General features: G+C 69.0%; 17 protein-coding genes. 7 read left to right on the top strand and 10 right to left on the bottom strand.

Features of this window, described 5'->3' with window-relative positions; translation table 11 throughout:
• Nucleotides 1-12: 12 nt before the first annotated feature.
• The 4 genes from ACFY10_RS34420 to ACFY10_RS34405 all read right to left on the bottom strand — a co-directional run bounded on the left by ACFY10_RS34420 (nt 13) and on the right by ACFY10_RS34405 (nt 3,131).
• Complete coding sequence (locus ACFY10_RS34420; RefSeq protein WP_390669160.1) at nt 13-951, bottom strand: Bro-N domain-containing protein; 939 nt, start codon at nt 949-951, stop codon at nt 13-15.
• 142 nt (nt 952-1,093) lie between these two features.
• A complete protein-coding gene (locus tag ACFY10_RS34415) occupies nt 1,094-1,480 on the bottom strand; it encodes a hypothetical protein (RefSeq protein WP_390669159.1) in 387 nt (128 codons plus the stop codon).
• A 1-nt stretch (nt 1,481) separates the two neighbouring features.
• On the bottom strand, nt 1,482-2,150 hold the full coding sequence (locus tag ACFY10_RS34410) for a class I SAM-dependent DNA methyltransferase (RefSeq protein WP_390669158.1): 669 nt from the start codon (nt 2,148-2,150) through the stop codon (nt 1,482-1,484).
• A gap of 78 nt (nt 2,151-2,228) precedes the next feature.
• A complete protein-coding gene (locus ACFY10_RS34405; protein WP_390669157.1) occupies nt 2,229-3,131 on the bottom strand; it encodes a D-alanyl-D-alanine carboxypeptidase family protein in 903 nt (300 codons plus the stop codon).
• A gap of 209 nt (nt 3,132-3,340) precedes the next feature.
• Between ACFY10_RS34405 and ACFY10_RS34400 the strand changes: the two genes are divergently transcribed.
• Entirely contained in the window at nt 3,341-4,015 is a 675-nt protein-coding gene (locus tag ACFY10_RS34400) for a GntR family transcriptional regulator (protein ID WP_390669156.1), read from the top strand.
• Entirely contained in the window at nt 4,012-5,319 is a 1,308-nt protein-coding gene (locus ACFY10_RS34395) for a nitrate/nitrite transporter (protein ID WP_390669155.1), read from the top strand. The genes ACFY10_RS34400 and ACFY10_RS34395 overlap by 4 nt, the downstream gene beginning before the upstream one ends.
• Nucleotides 5,320-5,330: 11 nt before the next feature.
• Here the strand turns inward: ACFY10_RS34395 and ACFY10_RS34390 are convergent, their stop codons facing one another.
• Complete coding sequence (locus ACFY10_RS34390; RefSeq protein WP_390669154.1) at nt 5,331-5,744, bottom strand: hypothetical protein; 414 nt, start codon at nt 5,742-5,744, stop codon at nt 5,331-5,333.
• Between ACFY10_RS34390 and ACFY10_RS34385 the strand changes: the two genes are divergently transcribed.
• Nucleotides 5,728-6,264, top strand: a complete 537-nt coding sequence (locus ACFY10_RS34385; RefSeq protein ID WP_390669153.1) for a hypothetical protein — start codon at nt 5,728-5,730, stop codon at nt 6,262-6,264. The genes ACFY10_RS34390 and ACFY10_RS34385 overlap by 17 nt on opposite strands.
• A gap of 18 nt (nt 6,265-6,282) precedes the next feature.
• Here the strand turns inward: ACFY10_RS34385 and ACFY10_RS34380 are convergent, their stop codons facing one another.
• Nucleotides 6,283-7,107 carry a maleylpyruvate isomerase family mycothiol-dependent enzyme gene (locus ACFY10_RS34380; protein WP_390669152.1) on the bottom strand — a complete coding sequence of 275 codons (825 nt, stop codon included), beginning with the start codon at nt 7,105-7,107 and terminating at the stop codon, nt 6,283-6,285.
• 182 nt (nt 7,108-7,289) lie between these two features.
• Here ACFY10_RS34380 and ACFY10_RS34375 point away from each other — a divergent pair, with 182 nt between their 5' ends.
• Entirely contained in the window at nt 7,290-8,063 is a 774-nt protein-coding gene (locus tag ACFY10_RS34375) for a carbon-nitrogen family hydrolase (RefSeq protein ID WP_390669151.1), read from the top strand.
• 24 nt (nt 8,064-8,087) lie between these two features.
• On the opposite strand, the gene ACFY10_RS34370 is transcribed toward ACFY10_RS34375, so the two are convergent.
• Nucleotides 8,088-8,582 (bottom strand): LURP-one-related/scramblase family protein, encoded by a 495-nt coding sequence (locus tag ACFY10_RS34370; RefSeq protein WP_390669150.1) that lies wholly within the window; start codon nt 8,580-8,582, stop codon nt 8,088-8,090.
• Nucleotides 8,579-9,580 carry a GlxA family transcriptional regulator gene (locus tag ACFY10_RS34365; protein WP_390669149.1) on the bottom strand — a complete coding sequence of 334 codons (1,002 nt, stop codon included), beginning with the start codon at nt 9,578-9,580 and terminating at the stop codon, nt 8,579-8,581. The genes ACFY10_RS34370 and ACFY10_RS34365 overlap by 4 nt, the downstream gene beginning before the upstream one ends.
• 53 nt (nt 9,581-9,633) lie before the next feature.
• Here ACFY10_RS34365 and ACFY10_RS34360 point away from each other — a divergent pair, with 53 nt between their 5' ends.
• A complete protein-coding gene (locus ACFY10_RS34360) occupies nt 9,634-10,026 on the top strand; it encodes a cupin domain-containing protein (protein WP_390669148.1) in 393 nt (130 codons plus the stop codon).
• Nucleotides 10,027-10,173: 147 nt separating this feature from the next.
• Nucleotides 10,174-11,034, top strand: a complete 861-nt coding sequence (locus tag ACFY10_RS34355) for a calcium-binding protein (protein ID WP_390669147.1) — start codon at nt 10,174-10,176, stop codon at nt 11,032-11,034.
• A 133-nt stretch (nt 11,035-11,167) separates the two neighbouring features.
• Here ACFY10_RS34355 and ACFY10_RS34350 read toward each other — a convergent pair whose 3' ends face one another.
• Together ACFY10_RS34350 and ACFY10_RS34345 are read right to left on the bottom strand one after the other, a co-directional pair.
• Nucleotides 11,168-12,460: a M18 family aminopeptidase gene (locus ACFY10_RS34350; RefSeq protein ID WP_390669146.1), complete on the bottom strand. Its 1,293-nt coding sequence runs from the start codon at nt 12,458-12,460 to the stop codon at nt 11,168-11,170.
• Nucleotides 12,461-12,559: 99 nt separating this feature from the next.
• A complete protein-coding gene (locus ACFY10_RS34345; RefSeq protein WP_390669145.1) occupies nt 12,560-14,386 on the bottom strand; it encodes an acyl-CoA dehydrogenase in 1,827 nt (608 codons plus the stop codon).
• Between the two features lie 144 nt (nt 14,387-14,530).
• On the opposite strand from ACFY10_RS34345, the gene ACFY10_RS34340 reads away from it, so the two are divergent.
• Nucleotides 14,531-14,998 carry an SseB family protein gene (locus ACFY10_RS34340; protein WP_390669144.1) on the top strand — a complete coding sequence of 156 codons (468 nt, stop codon included), beginning with the start codon at nt 14,531-14,533 and terminating at the stop codon, nt 14,996-14,998.
• The last annotated feature ends 48 nt before the right edge of the window (nt 14,999-15,046 follow it).

The raw sequence follows: 15,046 nt of genomic DNA, 5'->3' as shown, positions 1-15,046 counted from the left end.
TCACGAGGTAGCTCAGGCGTGGCTGAGCACGTAGACCGGCGCCCCGTCCTCCGTCGCACCCTGCGAGCGGATGCAGGCGTGCTTGCGCAACAGGCGCAGGCACTCATTGACCCGGTGCACGGACAGCCCCGTCCGAGCCGCGATCGACTCGAGCGGCTGCCGGAGCTCGCCCTCCTCGACGAGAACCGGCGCGATGACCACAGCCACCGTCCAGACGTCCTCAGTCACGGACAATCGCCGCCGCCAGTCGGCCAGGACGGTCTCGGTCGTGGGGCGCTCGGGGAACTCGGCCGCGGGCGTCGGCCGGTCGAGAGCCAGGGCGTCCAGCCGGTTGGCGATGCGCTCCATGGCCTGGGCCATGGTCAGCTGGATTTCCAGCATCTTTTCTTGCAGGGCGAGTGCCCTGTCCTGGGCGGTGGCGAATCGTTCGTCGGCCTCGAGATTGCGTTCTTCGAGCCGGACGATGGCTTCGGCGACCTGCTCGGGCATGGCGTAGGCGATGGGGGTACCGGGGTCTGCGGGCTGTACCTCAGCCTCTTCGAGTGTGTAGGAACCCTCTCGCTGGACGGTCGCGATCACCTCTGCGGCCCACTCCTTGAAGGGCGCGCACTCCTCCTTGGTGCAGCCGTTGACCAGAAGGATCAGCCCTTCCAGATCGATGAGGCGCAAGTCTCGGCGCCACTCGCGACCTGCAGGGATGCTGAGACAGTGACTTCCAGTCACTGTCTCGAGAAAGTCTCGGTGCTTCTCTGGGACATGGTCGAGGAGGGCCTTGCGTGGCGTGGTGTATCCCAACTCCTTGCAGACGTCCACCGCCGGAAACCAGTGCTTCCCGTCCGGCATGGTCAGCCGTCGTACGCGCGATCCCGTGGCCGCGTACACGAAGTCGCTGACGTCGATCGCGTCCTTCTGCGCCCCGGGGCGGGGTTGGTGCTTGCTGGGTTCGATCATGTGAACCACCTCCGCCGCGGACGCTAGGACGGAGAAAATCGAATATGCCAGCCCGCACAAGGATGTTCACGATCAAGAGGGAAGAGACGGCCGATTTCGCGACGGGACTCCATCGGCACCTGTACGCGCGTGCGCCCGTCTATCAGTCCTCGCCGACCTGGATCAGTACCGCGAAGCGCCGCCCGTCCGTGCCCGCGACAAGGCTGTCGAAGGTGCAGCCGGAGACGTCCGTCCAGCTGCTGCCGTCCCGGTTGGACCACCACCGCGCGTCCGCCCCGAGCAGCTGCACGACCTGCCCAGCGACGGCCTCGGCCTCCTCGACCTCCTGGACGGACGCCGGGCCCGCAGAGTCCTGCCAGTCCCGCCGATGCAACTGCCGGAGAAGGATGTTTAGTTCGGCGGCGACGGCGGCCAGGACGCCGCTCACGCCGCCAGTCGTCGCCGGTAGCAGCCCGGAGCGGACGTAGACGCGGTGCCGGTGTGCCAGCCGCTTCAGCAGCACCGCCAATTCGTCATCCCGCTTTACCACTTCAGACCGCCTTCCGCGCCATCAGCGTCGCGATCCTCCGCTTTCTCCCCTCCTCCGGCTCCTGCACCACCCTCGCCGTCACTACCAGCCCTGCCTGCTCCAGCAGCTCCACAAGCCTTTGTGCCGGCAGCAGATGGGACTCGTACGACACCGGATGGCCGCCGTACGCCTGCGCCGGGCGGAGCCGCTCGCCGTCGCCCACCCAGCCCGCCAGCATCAGGCGGCCACCGGGTCCCAGCGTCCGGTAGAACTCGGCGAACACGACCGGCAGCGCCTCCGGCGGTGTGTGGTGGACGGAGTAAAAGGCGAGGATGCCGCCGAGCGTCCCGTCGGCGATCTCCAGTCCGGTCATCGACCCCACCGTGAAGGTCAGCCCGGGATGGGTCCGTCGGGCGATCTCGACCATCCTCGGCGAGACGTCGACACCGAAAGCGGGCACCCCGAGCTCCGCCAAGTGTGCGGTGACGAACCCCGGCCCGCACCCCAGGTCCGCGACCGGTCGCCCCTCCTCGTCCTCCCGCACGGACTCCGCGAACGCGGCCAGCAACGCGCGTGACAACGGGTCCAGTTCGCCAGGCCTCTTGACCTGCTCGGCATAGTCGGCGGCGACGGTGTCGTACGACTCCCGGATCGCAGTGAGAATCGCAGTGAGATGCGAGGGCTCGGTCACCCCCTGACTCTAGACACCGAGGGGCCCACCGCCCACAGGCGGCAGACCCCTCCAGTCACGTAATCACCTACGTCGGCGTCAGCCGAGCTTCGCGAACCCGTAGTTCAGCAGCTTCTTCGCGTCCGCCTCGCGCTGGGCGATGGAGGTGGAGGCGAGGACGGTGCCGTAGACCGTCTTGCCGTTGCGGGTGGCGGCGAAGACGAGGCAGTACTGGGCCTCGGGGCCGGAGCCCGTCTTCACGCCGATGGTGCCGCTGTAGCTGCTGAGCAGCCCGTTGGTGTTGGTCCACGGCTGCATCGTGCGGATGCTGCCCGTCTTGGTGATGGTCTTCGCGGTGTACGACTTCGTCTTCACGACCGTGCGGAACGTGGAGTTCTTCATCGCGCTGCTGGCGATCTTCGTCAGGTCGCGCGGCGTCGAGTAGTTGGAGCCACTCCCTATGCCGTCGAACGAGTCGAAGTGCGTGTTCGGCAGGTTCAGGTTCTTCGCGGCGGTGTTCATCTTCCCGATGAACGACTTCACGCGCGCGGCCCGCGTCGTACCCGAACCGAACTTGTCGGCGAGCGCGTAGGCGGCGTCGCAGCCCGACGGCAGCATCAGGCCGTAGAGCAGCTGGCGGACGGTCACCTTGTCGCCGACGATCAGGTGGGCCTGGGAGGCGTTGTTGGCGACGACGTAGTCGCTGTACGCCTTCTGGATCGTGACCTTGGCGTCGAGGTTCAGGTTCGCCGATGCGAGCACGACCTTGGCGGTCATGATCTTGGTGGTGGAGCCGGTGGAGCGCCTGGTGTCCGCTGCCTTCGTGTACAGCGTCTTGCCGTTCGAGTTGTCCATCACGTAGCCGCCCTTGGCGACGATCGTGGGCACGGTGACGGCCTGCGCGGGCGCAGCGGTGAGGGCGGCGGTCGCGAGCATGGCGCTCGCCGTCACGGTGACGGCGGCGGCTCTGCGGACACGGCTGCCCGGAATGCCGGTAATCAAGTGATTTACCCCGATGTATGTTGAATGCCCCTGGCGTGCGGCCCAGTTGAGCGTGCAAAGAAGGTGGGGCCGCACGTGTGTGACACGTAAGTAGCACAGATGGTTGTGCTGTTGCTGAGGCGGGGTCCTTCGGGCAGCAATCGGACAGCGAGTGTTCCGTATGCTGGACGGGCGTCCTCATGCGTACGTGTTGTATCTATGCTGTTCGCATGAGCAGCCCGGGGACCCTGACCAGCAAGCAGACCGTCAAGCAACCACCCGCCGCCGACCGCGTATACGCCCACGTCAAGCAGGGCGTCCTGGAGCGCCGCTACGAGGGCGGGACCCTCCTGACCGAGGGCGAGCTCGCCGAGGCCGTCGGGGTCTCCCGCACTCCGGTGCGCGAGGCGCTGCTGCGGCTGGAGGTGGAAGGGCTGATCAAGCTCTACCCGAAAAAGGGAGCCCTGGTCCTGCCCGTGTCCGCGCAGGAGATCGCGGACGTGGTGGAGACCAGGCTGCTGGTCGAGGAGCATGCGGCGCGCAAGGCCGTGCCCGCCCCCGCCGGGCTCGTCGAGCGGCTCGAGGAGCTGCTGGCCAAGCAGAAGGCGCAGGCCGCCGCGGGCGACCTCGCCGGGGCCGCCGTCACCGACCGCTGCTTCCACGCCGAGATCGTCCGCAGCGGGGGCAACGAGATCCTCTCCCGGCTCTACGACCAACTCCGCGACCGCCAGCTGCGGATGGGCGTCGCCGTCCTGCACTCCCACCCCGACCGGATCGCCAAGACCCTCGCCGAGCACGAGGAGATCCTTCAGGCGCTGCGCTCCGGGGACGCGGAGGAGGCGGTCGGGGTCGTACACCGGCACGTCAGCTGGTTCTCGCACCTGGCCCGGGGTGAGGTCCGATGAGGTCGTCGGCCGCCGTGACCGCGCTGCCGGGTGATCCGCCGGGCGGCCGGCGCGCGATGGCCGTCTGGGGCATCGGCGTCTCCGTCTACTTCGTCGCCGTCATCTTCCGTACGTCCCTCGGGGTCGCCGGCCTCGACGCCGCCGACCGCTTCCATGTGAACGCCTCGGCGCTGTCGACCTTCTCGATCCTGCAGCTCCTCGTCTACGCCGGAATGCAGATACCCGTCGGCCTGCTGGTGGACCGGCTCGGCACCAAGAAGGTGCTGACCATCGGGGTCGTTCTCTTCACGGCCGGTCAGCTCGGGTTCGCGTTCTCGCCCTCGTACGGCATGGCCCTCGCCTCCCGTGCGCTGCTCGGGTGCGGTGACGCGATGACGTTCATCAGCGTGCTGCGGCTGGGCACCCGTTGGTTCCCGGCGCGGCGCGGGCCGCTGGTCGCCCAGCTCGCGGGCCTGGTCGGCATGGCGGGCAACCTGGTCTCCACGCTGGTGCTGGCCCGGCTGCTGCACGGCGTCGGGTGGACGGCGGCGTTCGGGGGCAGTGCGCTCGCGGGTGTCGTGGTCCTCGTCCTGATGCTGCTGTTCCTCAAGGACCACCCGGAGGGCCACGAGCCCGAGCCCTTCCCGCACCAGGGTGCCGCTTACGTCCGGCGGCAGATCGCGGCCTCCTGGCGGGAGCCGGGGACGCGGCTCGGGCTGTGGGTGCACTTCACCACCCAGTTCCCGGCGATGGTGTTCCTGCTGCTGTGGGGCCTGCCGTTCCTGGTCCAGGCGCAGGGCCTGTCCCGGGCCACGGCCGGCGAACTCCTCACCCTGGTCGTCCTGTCGAACATGGTCGTGGGCCTCGTCTACGGCCAGATCATCGCCCGGCACCACGCGGCGCGACTGCCGCTGGCGCTCGGGACCGTGGCGGCGACGGCGACGGTGTGGGCGGCGACGCTGGCCTACCCGGCCGACCGGGCGCCGATGTGGCTGCTGATCGTGCTGTGCACGGTGCTCGGTTCGTGCGGTCCGGCTTCGATGATCGGCTTCGACTTCGCGCGGCCGGCCAACCCGGCGGAGCGGCAGGGAACGGCTTCCGGGATCACCAACATGGGCGGCTTCGTCGCGTCGATGACCACCCTGTTCGCGATCGGGGTGCTGCTGGACGCCACCGGCGACGACTACACCGTCGCGTTCTCCGCGGTGTTCGTGCTCCAGGCGCTCGGGGTCAGCCAGATCATGCGGCTGCGGGGGCGGGTCGCCCGGCGGGAGCGCGAGCGGTTGGTGGCGAGCCGGGTGGAGACGGTGCATGTGCCCGCGTGAGGTGGGGCGGTTCACCGCAATGGACGTTCACAGCCCAGGTGTTGCTCTGTCATAGGCGTGTGACAGAGGTGTCGTGAAGCGAGGACGGGCGTGACCCGGGGGACCGGCGGGCCCTCATAGTCATCGAGCGCATCGAACGTATCGAACGCCTCGAACGCAGTCCTCGCTTCCGAAGGGAACCTCCCGATGAACCGCCACGTGCGCAAGGCCACCCTCGTCACCGCCGCGATCACGGCCGGCTTGCTGATGACGGCCTGCCAGAACGGTTCCACGAGCACCGGCAGCTCCCCGAACGCATCGGCGTCCAAGACGGCCGAGTCGCAGGGGACGTCGAAGACCTCGGGGACGTCCAAGCACTCCGGCTCGTCGGGCACCTCCGCCCGGAACACGTCGAGGTCCCAGCAGGGCGTGAGCACGACGATCACCGGTGGCACGGTCGGCTACCTTGCCCCGGGCAAGTACATCGTGTCCGTGCCCGGAAAGACCGACCAGGCCTTCTTCGTCGCCGACGACACCCAGGTCTACGGCGCAGGCAAGATCTGCGGCGGCTCGCGCTGCACCCTGGACCAGCTGGAGACGGCCACCAAGAAGGCAGCCGTCACCGCCGATGTGACGATCAAGAAGGGCGTCGCCACCGTCGTACGCGAACGCCGGAGCGCCGGCAGCGGCACCGGCGCGAAGGGCGTGAACGGCACCTGGCTCGGCAACGTCGGCTACCTCGCGCCGGGCAAGTTCACCGTGTCCGACATGAAGGGCGTCGAGCAGGCGTTCTACGTCGCCGACGACACCAAGGTGTATGGCGCGGGCACCATCTGCGGCACCGCGGGATCGTCGGGGACCACGCGCTGCACCCTGGACCAGCTGGAGAGCGCCGCCAAGAAGGGCGTCTCCGCGAAGGTCGTGATCAGCGGCGGTGTCGCCACGACGATCACCGAGGACCACTGATCACCGCATCCGAAGGCGCTACGGCGTCACCGTGAAGTTCCGCAGGATCGCCGCCGTCAGCTCCGGGGCCCCCTCCGCCTTCACCCGGTCCGCCACCGCCTCCGGTGTCACCCGGCCGCAGGCCAGGCGTACGTATGTCTCCCAGTCGAGGGTGAGGGTGGCGGCGGGGCCGAGGGCGGGGGCGGTCTCGAGGGTGCCGCGGCCCTGGATGTCGACGCGGATGGTGCGCAGGAACTCGACCGGGCCGTGCACGTCGAAGACGATCGCCGAACTGCGCGGCGCGTCCGCCTTTTCGGCGACGACCTCGGGGAGCGCGCCGAGCAGCACGTCACGGGCGATGTGTGCGCCGGGGGAGTCGAGGTTGCCGGGGCGGCCGAGGGCCGCCCGGAGGTCCTGTTCGTGCACCCACACGTTGAACGCGTGGGCACGCATGGACTCTTCGAGGGTGAGCTCGGTGCCGAGGGGGCCGCGCACCTTGGTGCCAGGGTCGCGCGACTCGTTCCGCAGCTGGCGGTTGCGGCGGATGATCACGTACTCCAGCTCGGAGGTCATCTCCGGCGCCGTGTGGTGACGGCGGACGTCGACCTGCATCTCCATGTAGCGCTGGCTGTCGTTGGTGACGTGGAAGAGGTCGCGCGGGAGCGTGTGGATGGGGCGCGGGTCGCCGAGCATTTCGCAGTCGAGCCCGATGACATGGGAGACGACATCCCGGACGGACCAGCCCGGGCACGGCGTCCGCCGGTTCCACTCTCCCTCCACAAGCGGCCCCACCAGCTCGGATATCGCTTCGATCGAATGGGTCCAGGCGTCGGCGTAGGGCTGGAGGGTGGGATGCAGACTCACGGAACGGGACCCCTCGGCGGTCGGTACACGGGCGGTTGGTGGCAGCGTTGCCAGCGGGAGGTGGCTGCACTCGGCGGGTGTCTTGAAACGCTAAGTTACGCTGCTGTGAGGCACCCCGGCAGTGCTTTCGTGTGACGATCGTAGGCCCGTGTGGACGGCTCGAATGCCAGGACGGTGGTAGTGTGCGCGCCTCTCTCATCCAGATCGCCGTAGACGAGGGCGAATCGGTCGAATCGCGTAGGCGGCGGGTGACCTCGCTGGTACGGGAGCAGGCCGGGGCCGATCTGGTCGTGCTGCCGGAGCTGTGGACGACCGGCGCTTTCGCCTACGAGGAGTTCGGCCGCGAGGCCGAGCCGCTCGAGGGACCGACGTACGAGGCCATGGCGAAGGCAGCGAGCGACGCGGGCGTGTGGCTGCACGCGGGCTCGATCCCCGAACGTGACCCTGACGGTCCCCTCTACAACACCTCTCTCGTCTTCTCCCCCTCCGGTGATCTGGCCGCCGCCTACCGCAAGATCCACCGCTTCGGCTTCGACAAGGGCGAGGCCGTGCTGATGGGCGCGGGGCGGGAACTGGTGACGGTGCGCCTGCCCGAGACGACCCTCGGCGTCGCCACCTGCTACGACCTCCGTTTCCCCGAACTCTTCCGCGGCCTCGTCGACGCCGGCGCCGAGACCTTGGTCGTCCCGGCGGGCTGGCCGGAGCGCCGCCGGGCGCACTGGACGCTGCTGGCCCAGGCGCGGGCGGTCGAGAACCAGGCGTTCGTGCTTGCCTGCGGAACGGCCGGGACACATGCGGGAGTTCCGCAGGCGGGTCACTCGATCGTGGTGGATCCGTGGGGCGAGGTACTCGCTCAGGCGGGGGCGGACGAGGAGATCCTCACCGTGGAGTTCGATCCGGCGAAGGTCGCGACGACGCGGGAGCAGTTCCCGGCACTGAAGGACCGGGTCCTGTAGACCGCCCTGGCACCGCCACGGCCCTCAGTCGTCCTCCCGCTCCTTCTCCGCCAGGTGGATCACGCACACCGCCACCGCGATCAGCAGCGCCGGATCCGCGTCCTCCCGTACGACGTCGACGCCGTACGTGTCCCGGATGTGGAGCCAGCGCCGCGAGATCACGGCCAGCAGTTCGCCGTCGTACTCGACGGCGAACTCCCGGTCGAGGATCTTGCCGCTGACGTCCAGTTCCGTGCCGTCGACCATGGAGACCCGGTAGTGGTTGCGCAGCAGGGACAGGCGTTTGCGCTTGATGCGCGCGAGTGCGTCGCCGTCCCGTTCGATCACCATCGTGTCGCGCAGGGCGAACATCTTCTGGTGGATGTCGATCAGGACGTGCCCGTGCGTGTCCTTCAGCTCGAAGGTGTCCCTGAGGCGCATGGCCTTGCCGTCGACGAGGAACACCTTGCTGCCGTGTTCGTCCTCGATCCAGTAGTCGTCACCGATGCCGAGGATCCGGTCGCGTACGAGGAATCTCATACCGTCACCGCTTCCCCGGCGGCCGGTCCGAAACGCCGCCGGTAGGCCGACGGGCTGAGTCCGGTCTCGCGCCGCACGCGCGCGCGTAGGTTGGCCGCGGTCCCCAGGCCGCTCCTGGCGGCCACCACGTCCAGCCGCTCCTCCCCCCGCTCGATCAACCGGCAGGCGAGCGCCACCCGCTCCCCCGTCAGCCACGCCAGCGGCGTCGTACCGAGCTGCGCCCGGAAGCGGCGGTGGAGCGTGGCGGGGGAGACAGCCGCGCGAGCCGCGAGGCCCGCCACCGTCAGCGGCTCCCCCAGCCGCTCCTGCGCCCATGCCAGCAGCGGACCGAGCGACTCGTCGGGCACCTGAGGCACCGGCCGCTCCACGAACTGCCGCTGCCCGCCGTCCCGGTGGGCGGCGAACACCAGCCGCCGCGAGACGGCGTTCGCGATCTCGGCGCCGTGGTCCGTGCGTACGACGTGCAGGCCGAGGTCGAGCGCTGCCGCGCTGCCGGCCGCGGTCAGGATGCCGCCCTCGTCGACGAAGAGCACGTCCGGCTCCAGGCGGACCTGCGGGTGCAGCTTGCGGAAGACGTCGGCCCACATCCAGTGCGTGGTGGCCCGGCGGCCGTCCAGCAGGCCGGCCTCGGCGAGCGCGAAGCTGCCGGTGCACAGGCTCATGACGCGGGCGCCACGCGCGTGCGTGCGGCGAATCGCGTCCAGTACGGCGGCCCCGCGCGGCACGACGTTGTCGGGGCGGCCGGGCACGACGAGGGTGTCCGCGTCGTCCACGGCGTCCAGGCCGGGCACCCCGGTCAGCGTGAAGAAGCCGTGGTTCATGCGCACCTCGGGGGTGGGCGTGCACAGTGTCACCTCGTACAGCGGGCCGGGGAGCCCGAGTTCGGGCCGCGGCAGCCCGAAGAGCTCGGTCGTGACGCCGACCTCGAACGGGTTGGTGCCCTCGTCGACGATCACGGCGACCTTGTGCGGGCAGCGGTGCGAGGATCCTTGCGGCATGTGCGATTTCTAGCACTCGTGCAGTCGCCGGGCCACCGCCGACGATGACGTGCATGAGCAGCGAACCCATCTCCCTGGACCAGGCCCTCGCCTCCTTCACCGAGCAGTGGAGCCCGCGCATCGTCACGGCTGTCAACGACTACGACGTACGCGTCGCGAAGGTCGAGGGCGAGCACGTCTGGCACGTGCACGACCACACCGACGAGTTCTTCCTGGTCCTGGAGGGCGAACTCCACATCTCCCTGCGCGAGCCGGCCGGCGAGCGCACGGTGACGCTCCCCAAGGGCTCGGTCTTCACGGTCCCGCGCGGCACCGAACACAAGCCGTACGCGCGTGTGCCCACCGAGATCCTGCTCCTCGAACCGACCGGCACCTCGACGGTCGGCGATCGCCATGACGACGTCCCGTCGCACGTGGACGCGACCACCGGCCACGCCCTCACCTGACCGGACCTCGCACTCCACCGGGCAAAGAGGTGTCCCGCAGGTGAACTTCGCGCGCGTACAGGGAAGTTGACCAACCAATCAGGTGGCCTCCGAGTCGGATCCTGCACAAGGCGCACCGCGCCGCACGTTCTTCTCGGAGGTCCCACCATGCTCTCTCGTCCCGCCCGCCGCCGGATGATACGCGCCGTCTCGGCGGCGACGGTCGTGCTCGGTACGGCCCTCGCCGTCCCGCTCACCGTGGCCGGCACCGCCGACGCCGCGACGACGCCGGCCACCGCCGCGGTCAACCAGTACGACTGGCAGCTCACCTACAAGGCTGCCCCCGGCCAGACCAACAAGGCCACCGTCACCGCGACGCTCACCGCGGACCGCACGGGCATCACCTACGTGATCGACGACGTCGTCCCGGTCAGCGCGGGCCACGACTGCGCCTACCCCGTCGGCTCGGACCACACGAAGGTCTCCTGCACGGTCACCTCCGTGGACAGCCAGGACCCGTACGCCGGCGTGATCGTGGACCTCGGAGACGGCAACGACACGCTCGCGTACGCCAACAACACCGACCAGGTGTACACCTATGCCCAGATCTCCCTGGGCGCCGGCAACGACAAGTCGACCGACTCGGGCCGCCTCGACGGCGCCTACGTCTCGGGCGGCGCGGGCGACGACACCATCACCGTGGGCGCGGAGGGCCTGGCCTGGGGCGGTGACGGCAGCGACACGATCACCGCGAGCGGCGGCGACAACATCATCCAGGGCGGCGCGGGCAACGACACGCTGCACGGCGGCTCCGGCGCCCAGTACCTGTCCGGCGACGACGGCAACGACACGATCACCGGCGGGACGTACGACGACACCCTGTACGGCGGCAAGGGCAACGATGTCCTGTACGGGAACAGCGGCAACGACAAGCTGTACGGCAACAGCGGCAACGACAGGCTGTACGGCGGCGCGGGCAGCGACACGCTCTCCGGCGGCCCCGGCACGGACGTGATCCGCCAGGGCTGACGGAGCGCGTCGGCGCCTTCGAAGCTGAGCTGCGCAGCGGCTTCGCCACCGTTCTCACCGCGGTCCATGCCATCGCCGACCGCCTCCCCGAGGCACCCGAAGCGGCCTCGGGGAGCTGGACCGGCGCCGGGCGTCAGCCCTCCAAGAACGCCACCAGCGCGTTCGCCAGCAGATACGGGTCGTCCGTGCCGCACAGCTCCCGCGCGCTGTGCATCGACAGGATCGCGACGCCGATGTCGACCGTCTTGATGCCGTGCCGGGCCGCCGTGATCGGGCCGATCGTCGTGCCGCAGGGCATGGAGTTGTTGGAGACGAAGGACTGGAAGGGGACGTTCGCCTTCTCGCAGGCGGCGGCGAAGACCGCACGGCCCGAACCGTCCGTCGCATAGCGGTTGTTGACGTTGACCTTGAGGATGGGGCCGCCGTTGACGCGCGGGTGGTGTGTCGGGTCGTGGCGCTCCGCGTAGTTGGGGTGGACCGCGTGACCGGTGTCCGAGGACAGGCACACCGTGCCCGCGAACGCTCTCGCCCGGTCCTCGAAGGAGCCTCCGCGCGCGAACACCGAACGCTCCAGGACACTGCCGAGCAGCGGACCGTCCGCACCCGTGTCCGACTGCGAGCCGTTCTCCTCGTGGTCGAAGGCGGCCAGTACGGGGATGCAGGGCGGCTTGCCCCCGGCCACCGCCGTCAGCGCGGCCACACTCGCGTGCACGGACAGCAGGTTGTCCATGCGAGGCCCGGCGAGCAGCTCCTTGTCGCGGCCCAGGTACGCCGGCGGCTCCACCGAGTGCGTCATCAGGTCCCAGCCGGTGACCTCACCGGCCGGCAGCCCCGCGGTCTCCTCCAGGAAGGCGATCAGGTCGCCGTCCCGCACATCGTTGCCCAGACCCCAAATGGGCGTCAGATGGCGCTGCTTGTCGAGCTTGAGGCCCTCCGCCGACACCGAACGGTCCAGGTGGATGGCGAGCTGCGGGACGCGCAGCAGCGGCCGGTCCACGTTCACCAGGCGCGTCGAGCCGTCCCTGAGGGTCAGCCGGCCCGCCAGGCCCAGGTCGCGGTCGAGCCAGGAGTTGAGCAGCGGTCCGCCGTAGATCTCCACCGCCACCTGGCGCCAGCCGTGCGCTCCGGTGTCGGGCAGCGGCTTGACCCTCAGGTTCGGGGAGTCGGTGTGCGCGCCGACGATACGGAACGGCGTGTGGGGCGCCGCGCCCTCGGGGACGTACCAGGCCACGATCGCGCCACCGCGCAGTACGTACCTGCCGCCGCTCGTCCCGTCCCAGGCGTCCGTCTCCGCGACCTGCCTGAACCCTGCCTTCTCCAGCCGCTCGGCGGCGCTCGCCACCGCGTGGTACGGCGACGGGCTGGCCGTCAGGAAGGACATGAGGTCGTCGGTGTGGCCGCGGTCGAAGCGGGGGGGTTCGCTCATGGGGTTCACCTTAACGACGTACGAGGGCCCACTCCTCGTGATGGGGAGCGGGCCCTCGTGAGGGCGATGTGGAATTCTGGCTACCCAGAACCGGGGAGGTTAGAACGCGGCCTCGTCCAGCTCCATCAGGCCCAGCTCGACGTTCTCGGCGAGCTTGCGGGCGCCTGTGACGCCCGGCAGCACGTTGGCCGCGAAGAACTTCGCCGCCGCGATCTTGCCCTGGTAGAACGCCTTGTCCTTCGCCGAGGCCGTCTCCAGCTTCTCGGCGGCGACCGCGGCGCCCTTGAGCAGCAGGTATCCGACGACCACGTCACCGGAGGCGAGCAGCAGGCGGCTGGTGTTCAGGCCCACCTTGTAGATGTTCTTGACGTCCTGCTCGGTGGCCGCGAGGTCGGTCAGCATCAGGCCGACGATGGCCTCCAGCTCGACGGCGGCCTTCGAGAGGTGCTCGCGGGCGCCCGCCAGATCCTCGCCGCCCTCGCCGAGCGCCAGGAACTTCTTGATGTCCTCGGCCAGCGAGTTCAGCGCCGCGCCCTGGTTGCGGACGATCTTCCGGAAGAAGAAGTCCTGGCCCTGGATCGCGGTGGTGCCCTCGTACAGGGTGTCGATCTTGGCGTCGCGGATGTACTGCTCGATCGGGTACTCCTGCAGGAAGCCGGAGCCGCCGAAGGTCTGCAGCGACTGGGCGAGCTGCTCGTAGCCCTTCTCGGAGCCGTAGCCCTTGACGATCGGCAGGAGCAGGTCGTTCAGCGCCTCCAGCGCCTTGAAGTCCTCGCCCGCCGCCTCCTTGATCTGGATCTCGTCCTGGATGGAGGCCGTGTAGAGCACCAGCGCGCGCATGCCCTCCGCGTACGCCTTCTGCGTCATCAGCGAGCGGCGGACGTCCGGGTGGTGCGTGATGGTGACCTTGGGCGCCGTCTTGTCCATGAAGTTGGCCAGGTCGGGGCCCTGGACGCGCTCCTTGGCGTACTCCAGCGCGTTCAGGTAGCCCGTCGACAGCGTGGAGATCGCCTTCGTGCCGACCATCATCCGCGCGAACTCGATGATCCGGAACATCTGGCGGATGCCGTCGTGCTTGTCGCCGATCAGCCAGCCCTTGGCGGGGTGCTGGTCGCCGAAGGTCATCTCGCAGGTGTTGGAGGCCTTGAGGCCCATCTTGTGCTCGACGTTCGTCGCGTACACGCCGTTGCGCTCGCCCAGCTCGCCGGTCTCGAAGTCGAAGAGGTACTTCGGGACGAGGAAGAGGGACAGGCCCTTGGTGCCGGGGCCGTGGCCCTCGGGGCGGGCGAGGACGTAGTGGAGGATGTTCTCCTCCATGTCGTGCTCACCGGACGTGATGAAGCGCTTCACGCCCTCGATGTGCCAGGAGCCGTCCTCCTGCTGGATCGCCTTGGTACGGCCGGCGCCGACATCCGAGCCCGCGTCGGGCTCGGTGAGCACCATGGTGGAGCCCCAGGTCTTCTCCACGGCGATCTTCGCTATGTGCTTCTGGACCTCGTTGCCCTCGTCGAAGAGGATGCCGGCGAACGCCGGGCCGGAGGCGTACATCCACACGGCCGGGTTCGAGCCGAGCAGCAGCTCCGCGTAGGCCCAGATCAGGGAGCGCGGGGAGGTGGTGCCGCCGATCTCCTCGGGCAGGCCCAGGCGCCAGTACTCCGAGTCCATGAAGGCCTTGTAGCTCTTCTTGAACGACGCCGGGACCGGGGCGGTGTTCGTCTCCGGGTCGAAGACCGGCGGGTTGCGGTCGGCATCCGCGAAGGACTCCGCCAGCTCGTTCTCCGCGAGGCGGCTCAGCTCCTCGAGGATGCTCTTGGCGGTCTCGGCGTCCATCTCCTCGAACGGGCCGGTGCCGTACAGCTTGTCGCGCCCGAGTACTTCGAAGAGGTTGAACTCGATGTCGCGGAGATTCGACTTGTAGTGCCCCATGGCGACTGCTCCGTCTAGAGAGATCGGCGAGGCACTGGATCCTCGCGCTAGTTCACGTACCAACAAGTAGCTACGATGATGCTACCCGCCGGTAATAAGAAGCAACCCCGAATGGGTCATCTGTGACTCAGTACTCTTGCGCTCATGTACGGCTACGACCAGAACGTGGGTGCGGGTGCTCAGCAGCAGTACGCCCAGCCGCAGCAGGGCCCCGGCGGTTACGGGCAGCAGTCACCGCTGTATCCCGAGCCGTCCCCGCCGTCGCTCGCGGACGCGGTACGGGCCTTCACCACCGGACAGCTGTCCGCGGAGGACTTCCAGCAGGTCTTCGCGACCTCGAAGGTCTACTGCCCGCGCGGCGACAACCCCGGTTTCCTCGCCCTGCACAACACCCAGCAGCCGGTGATCCCGATGTTCACCTCGCTCAAGGAGCTGCGCCGGTACGCGGGCAAGGAGTCCAAGTACTTCGTGATCACGGGGGCCGAGGTCATCGACCTGCTGCCCACCGGCTACGGCTTCGTCCTCGACATGGAGGGTGAGCACCGCATGGTCTTCGACGCGAAGGCCGTGGAGCAGATGGTCGAGTTCGCGATGCGCAGGATGTACGGCTGACACCCCCCTACGAGAGCCCGGAGGGAATGCCCTCCGGGCTTTCTGTGT

The organism is Streptomyces sp. NPDC001401, from assembly GCF_042895385.1.
In the GTDB taxonomy this organism is placed as follows: Bacteria; Actinomycetota; Actinomycetes; order Streptomycetales; family Streptomycetaceae; genus Streptomyces.
The sequence above is the reverse complement of the archived record's forward strand: the minus strand, read 5'-3'. Positions and strand labels throughout refer to the sequence as shown.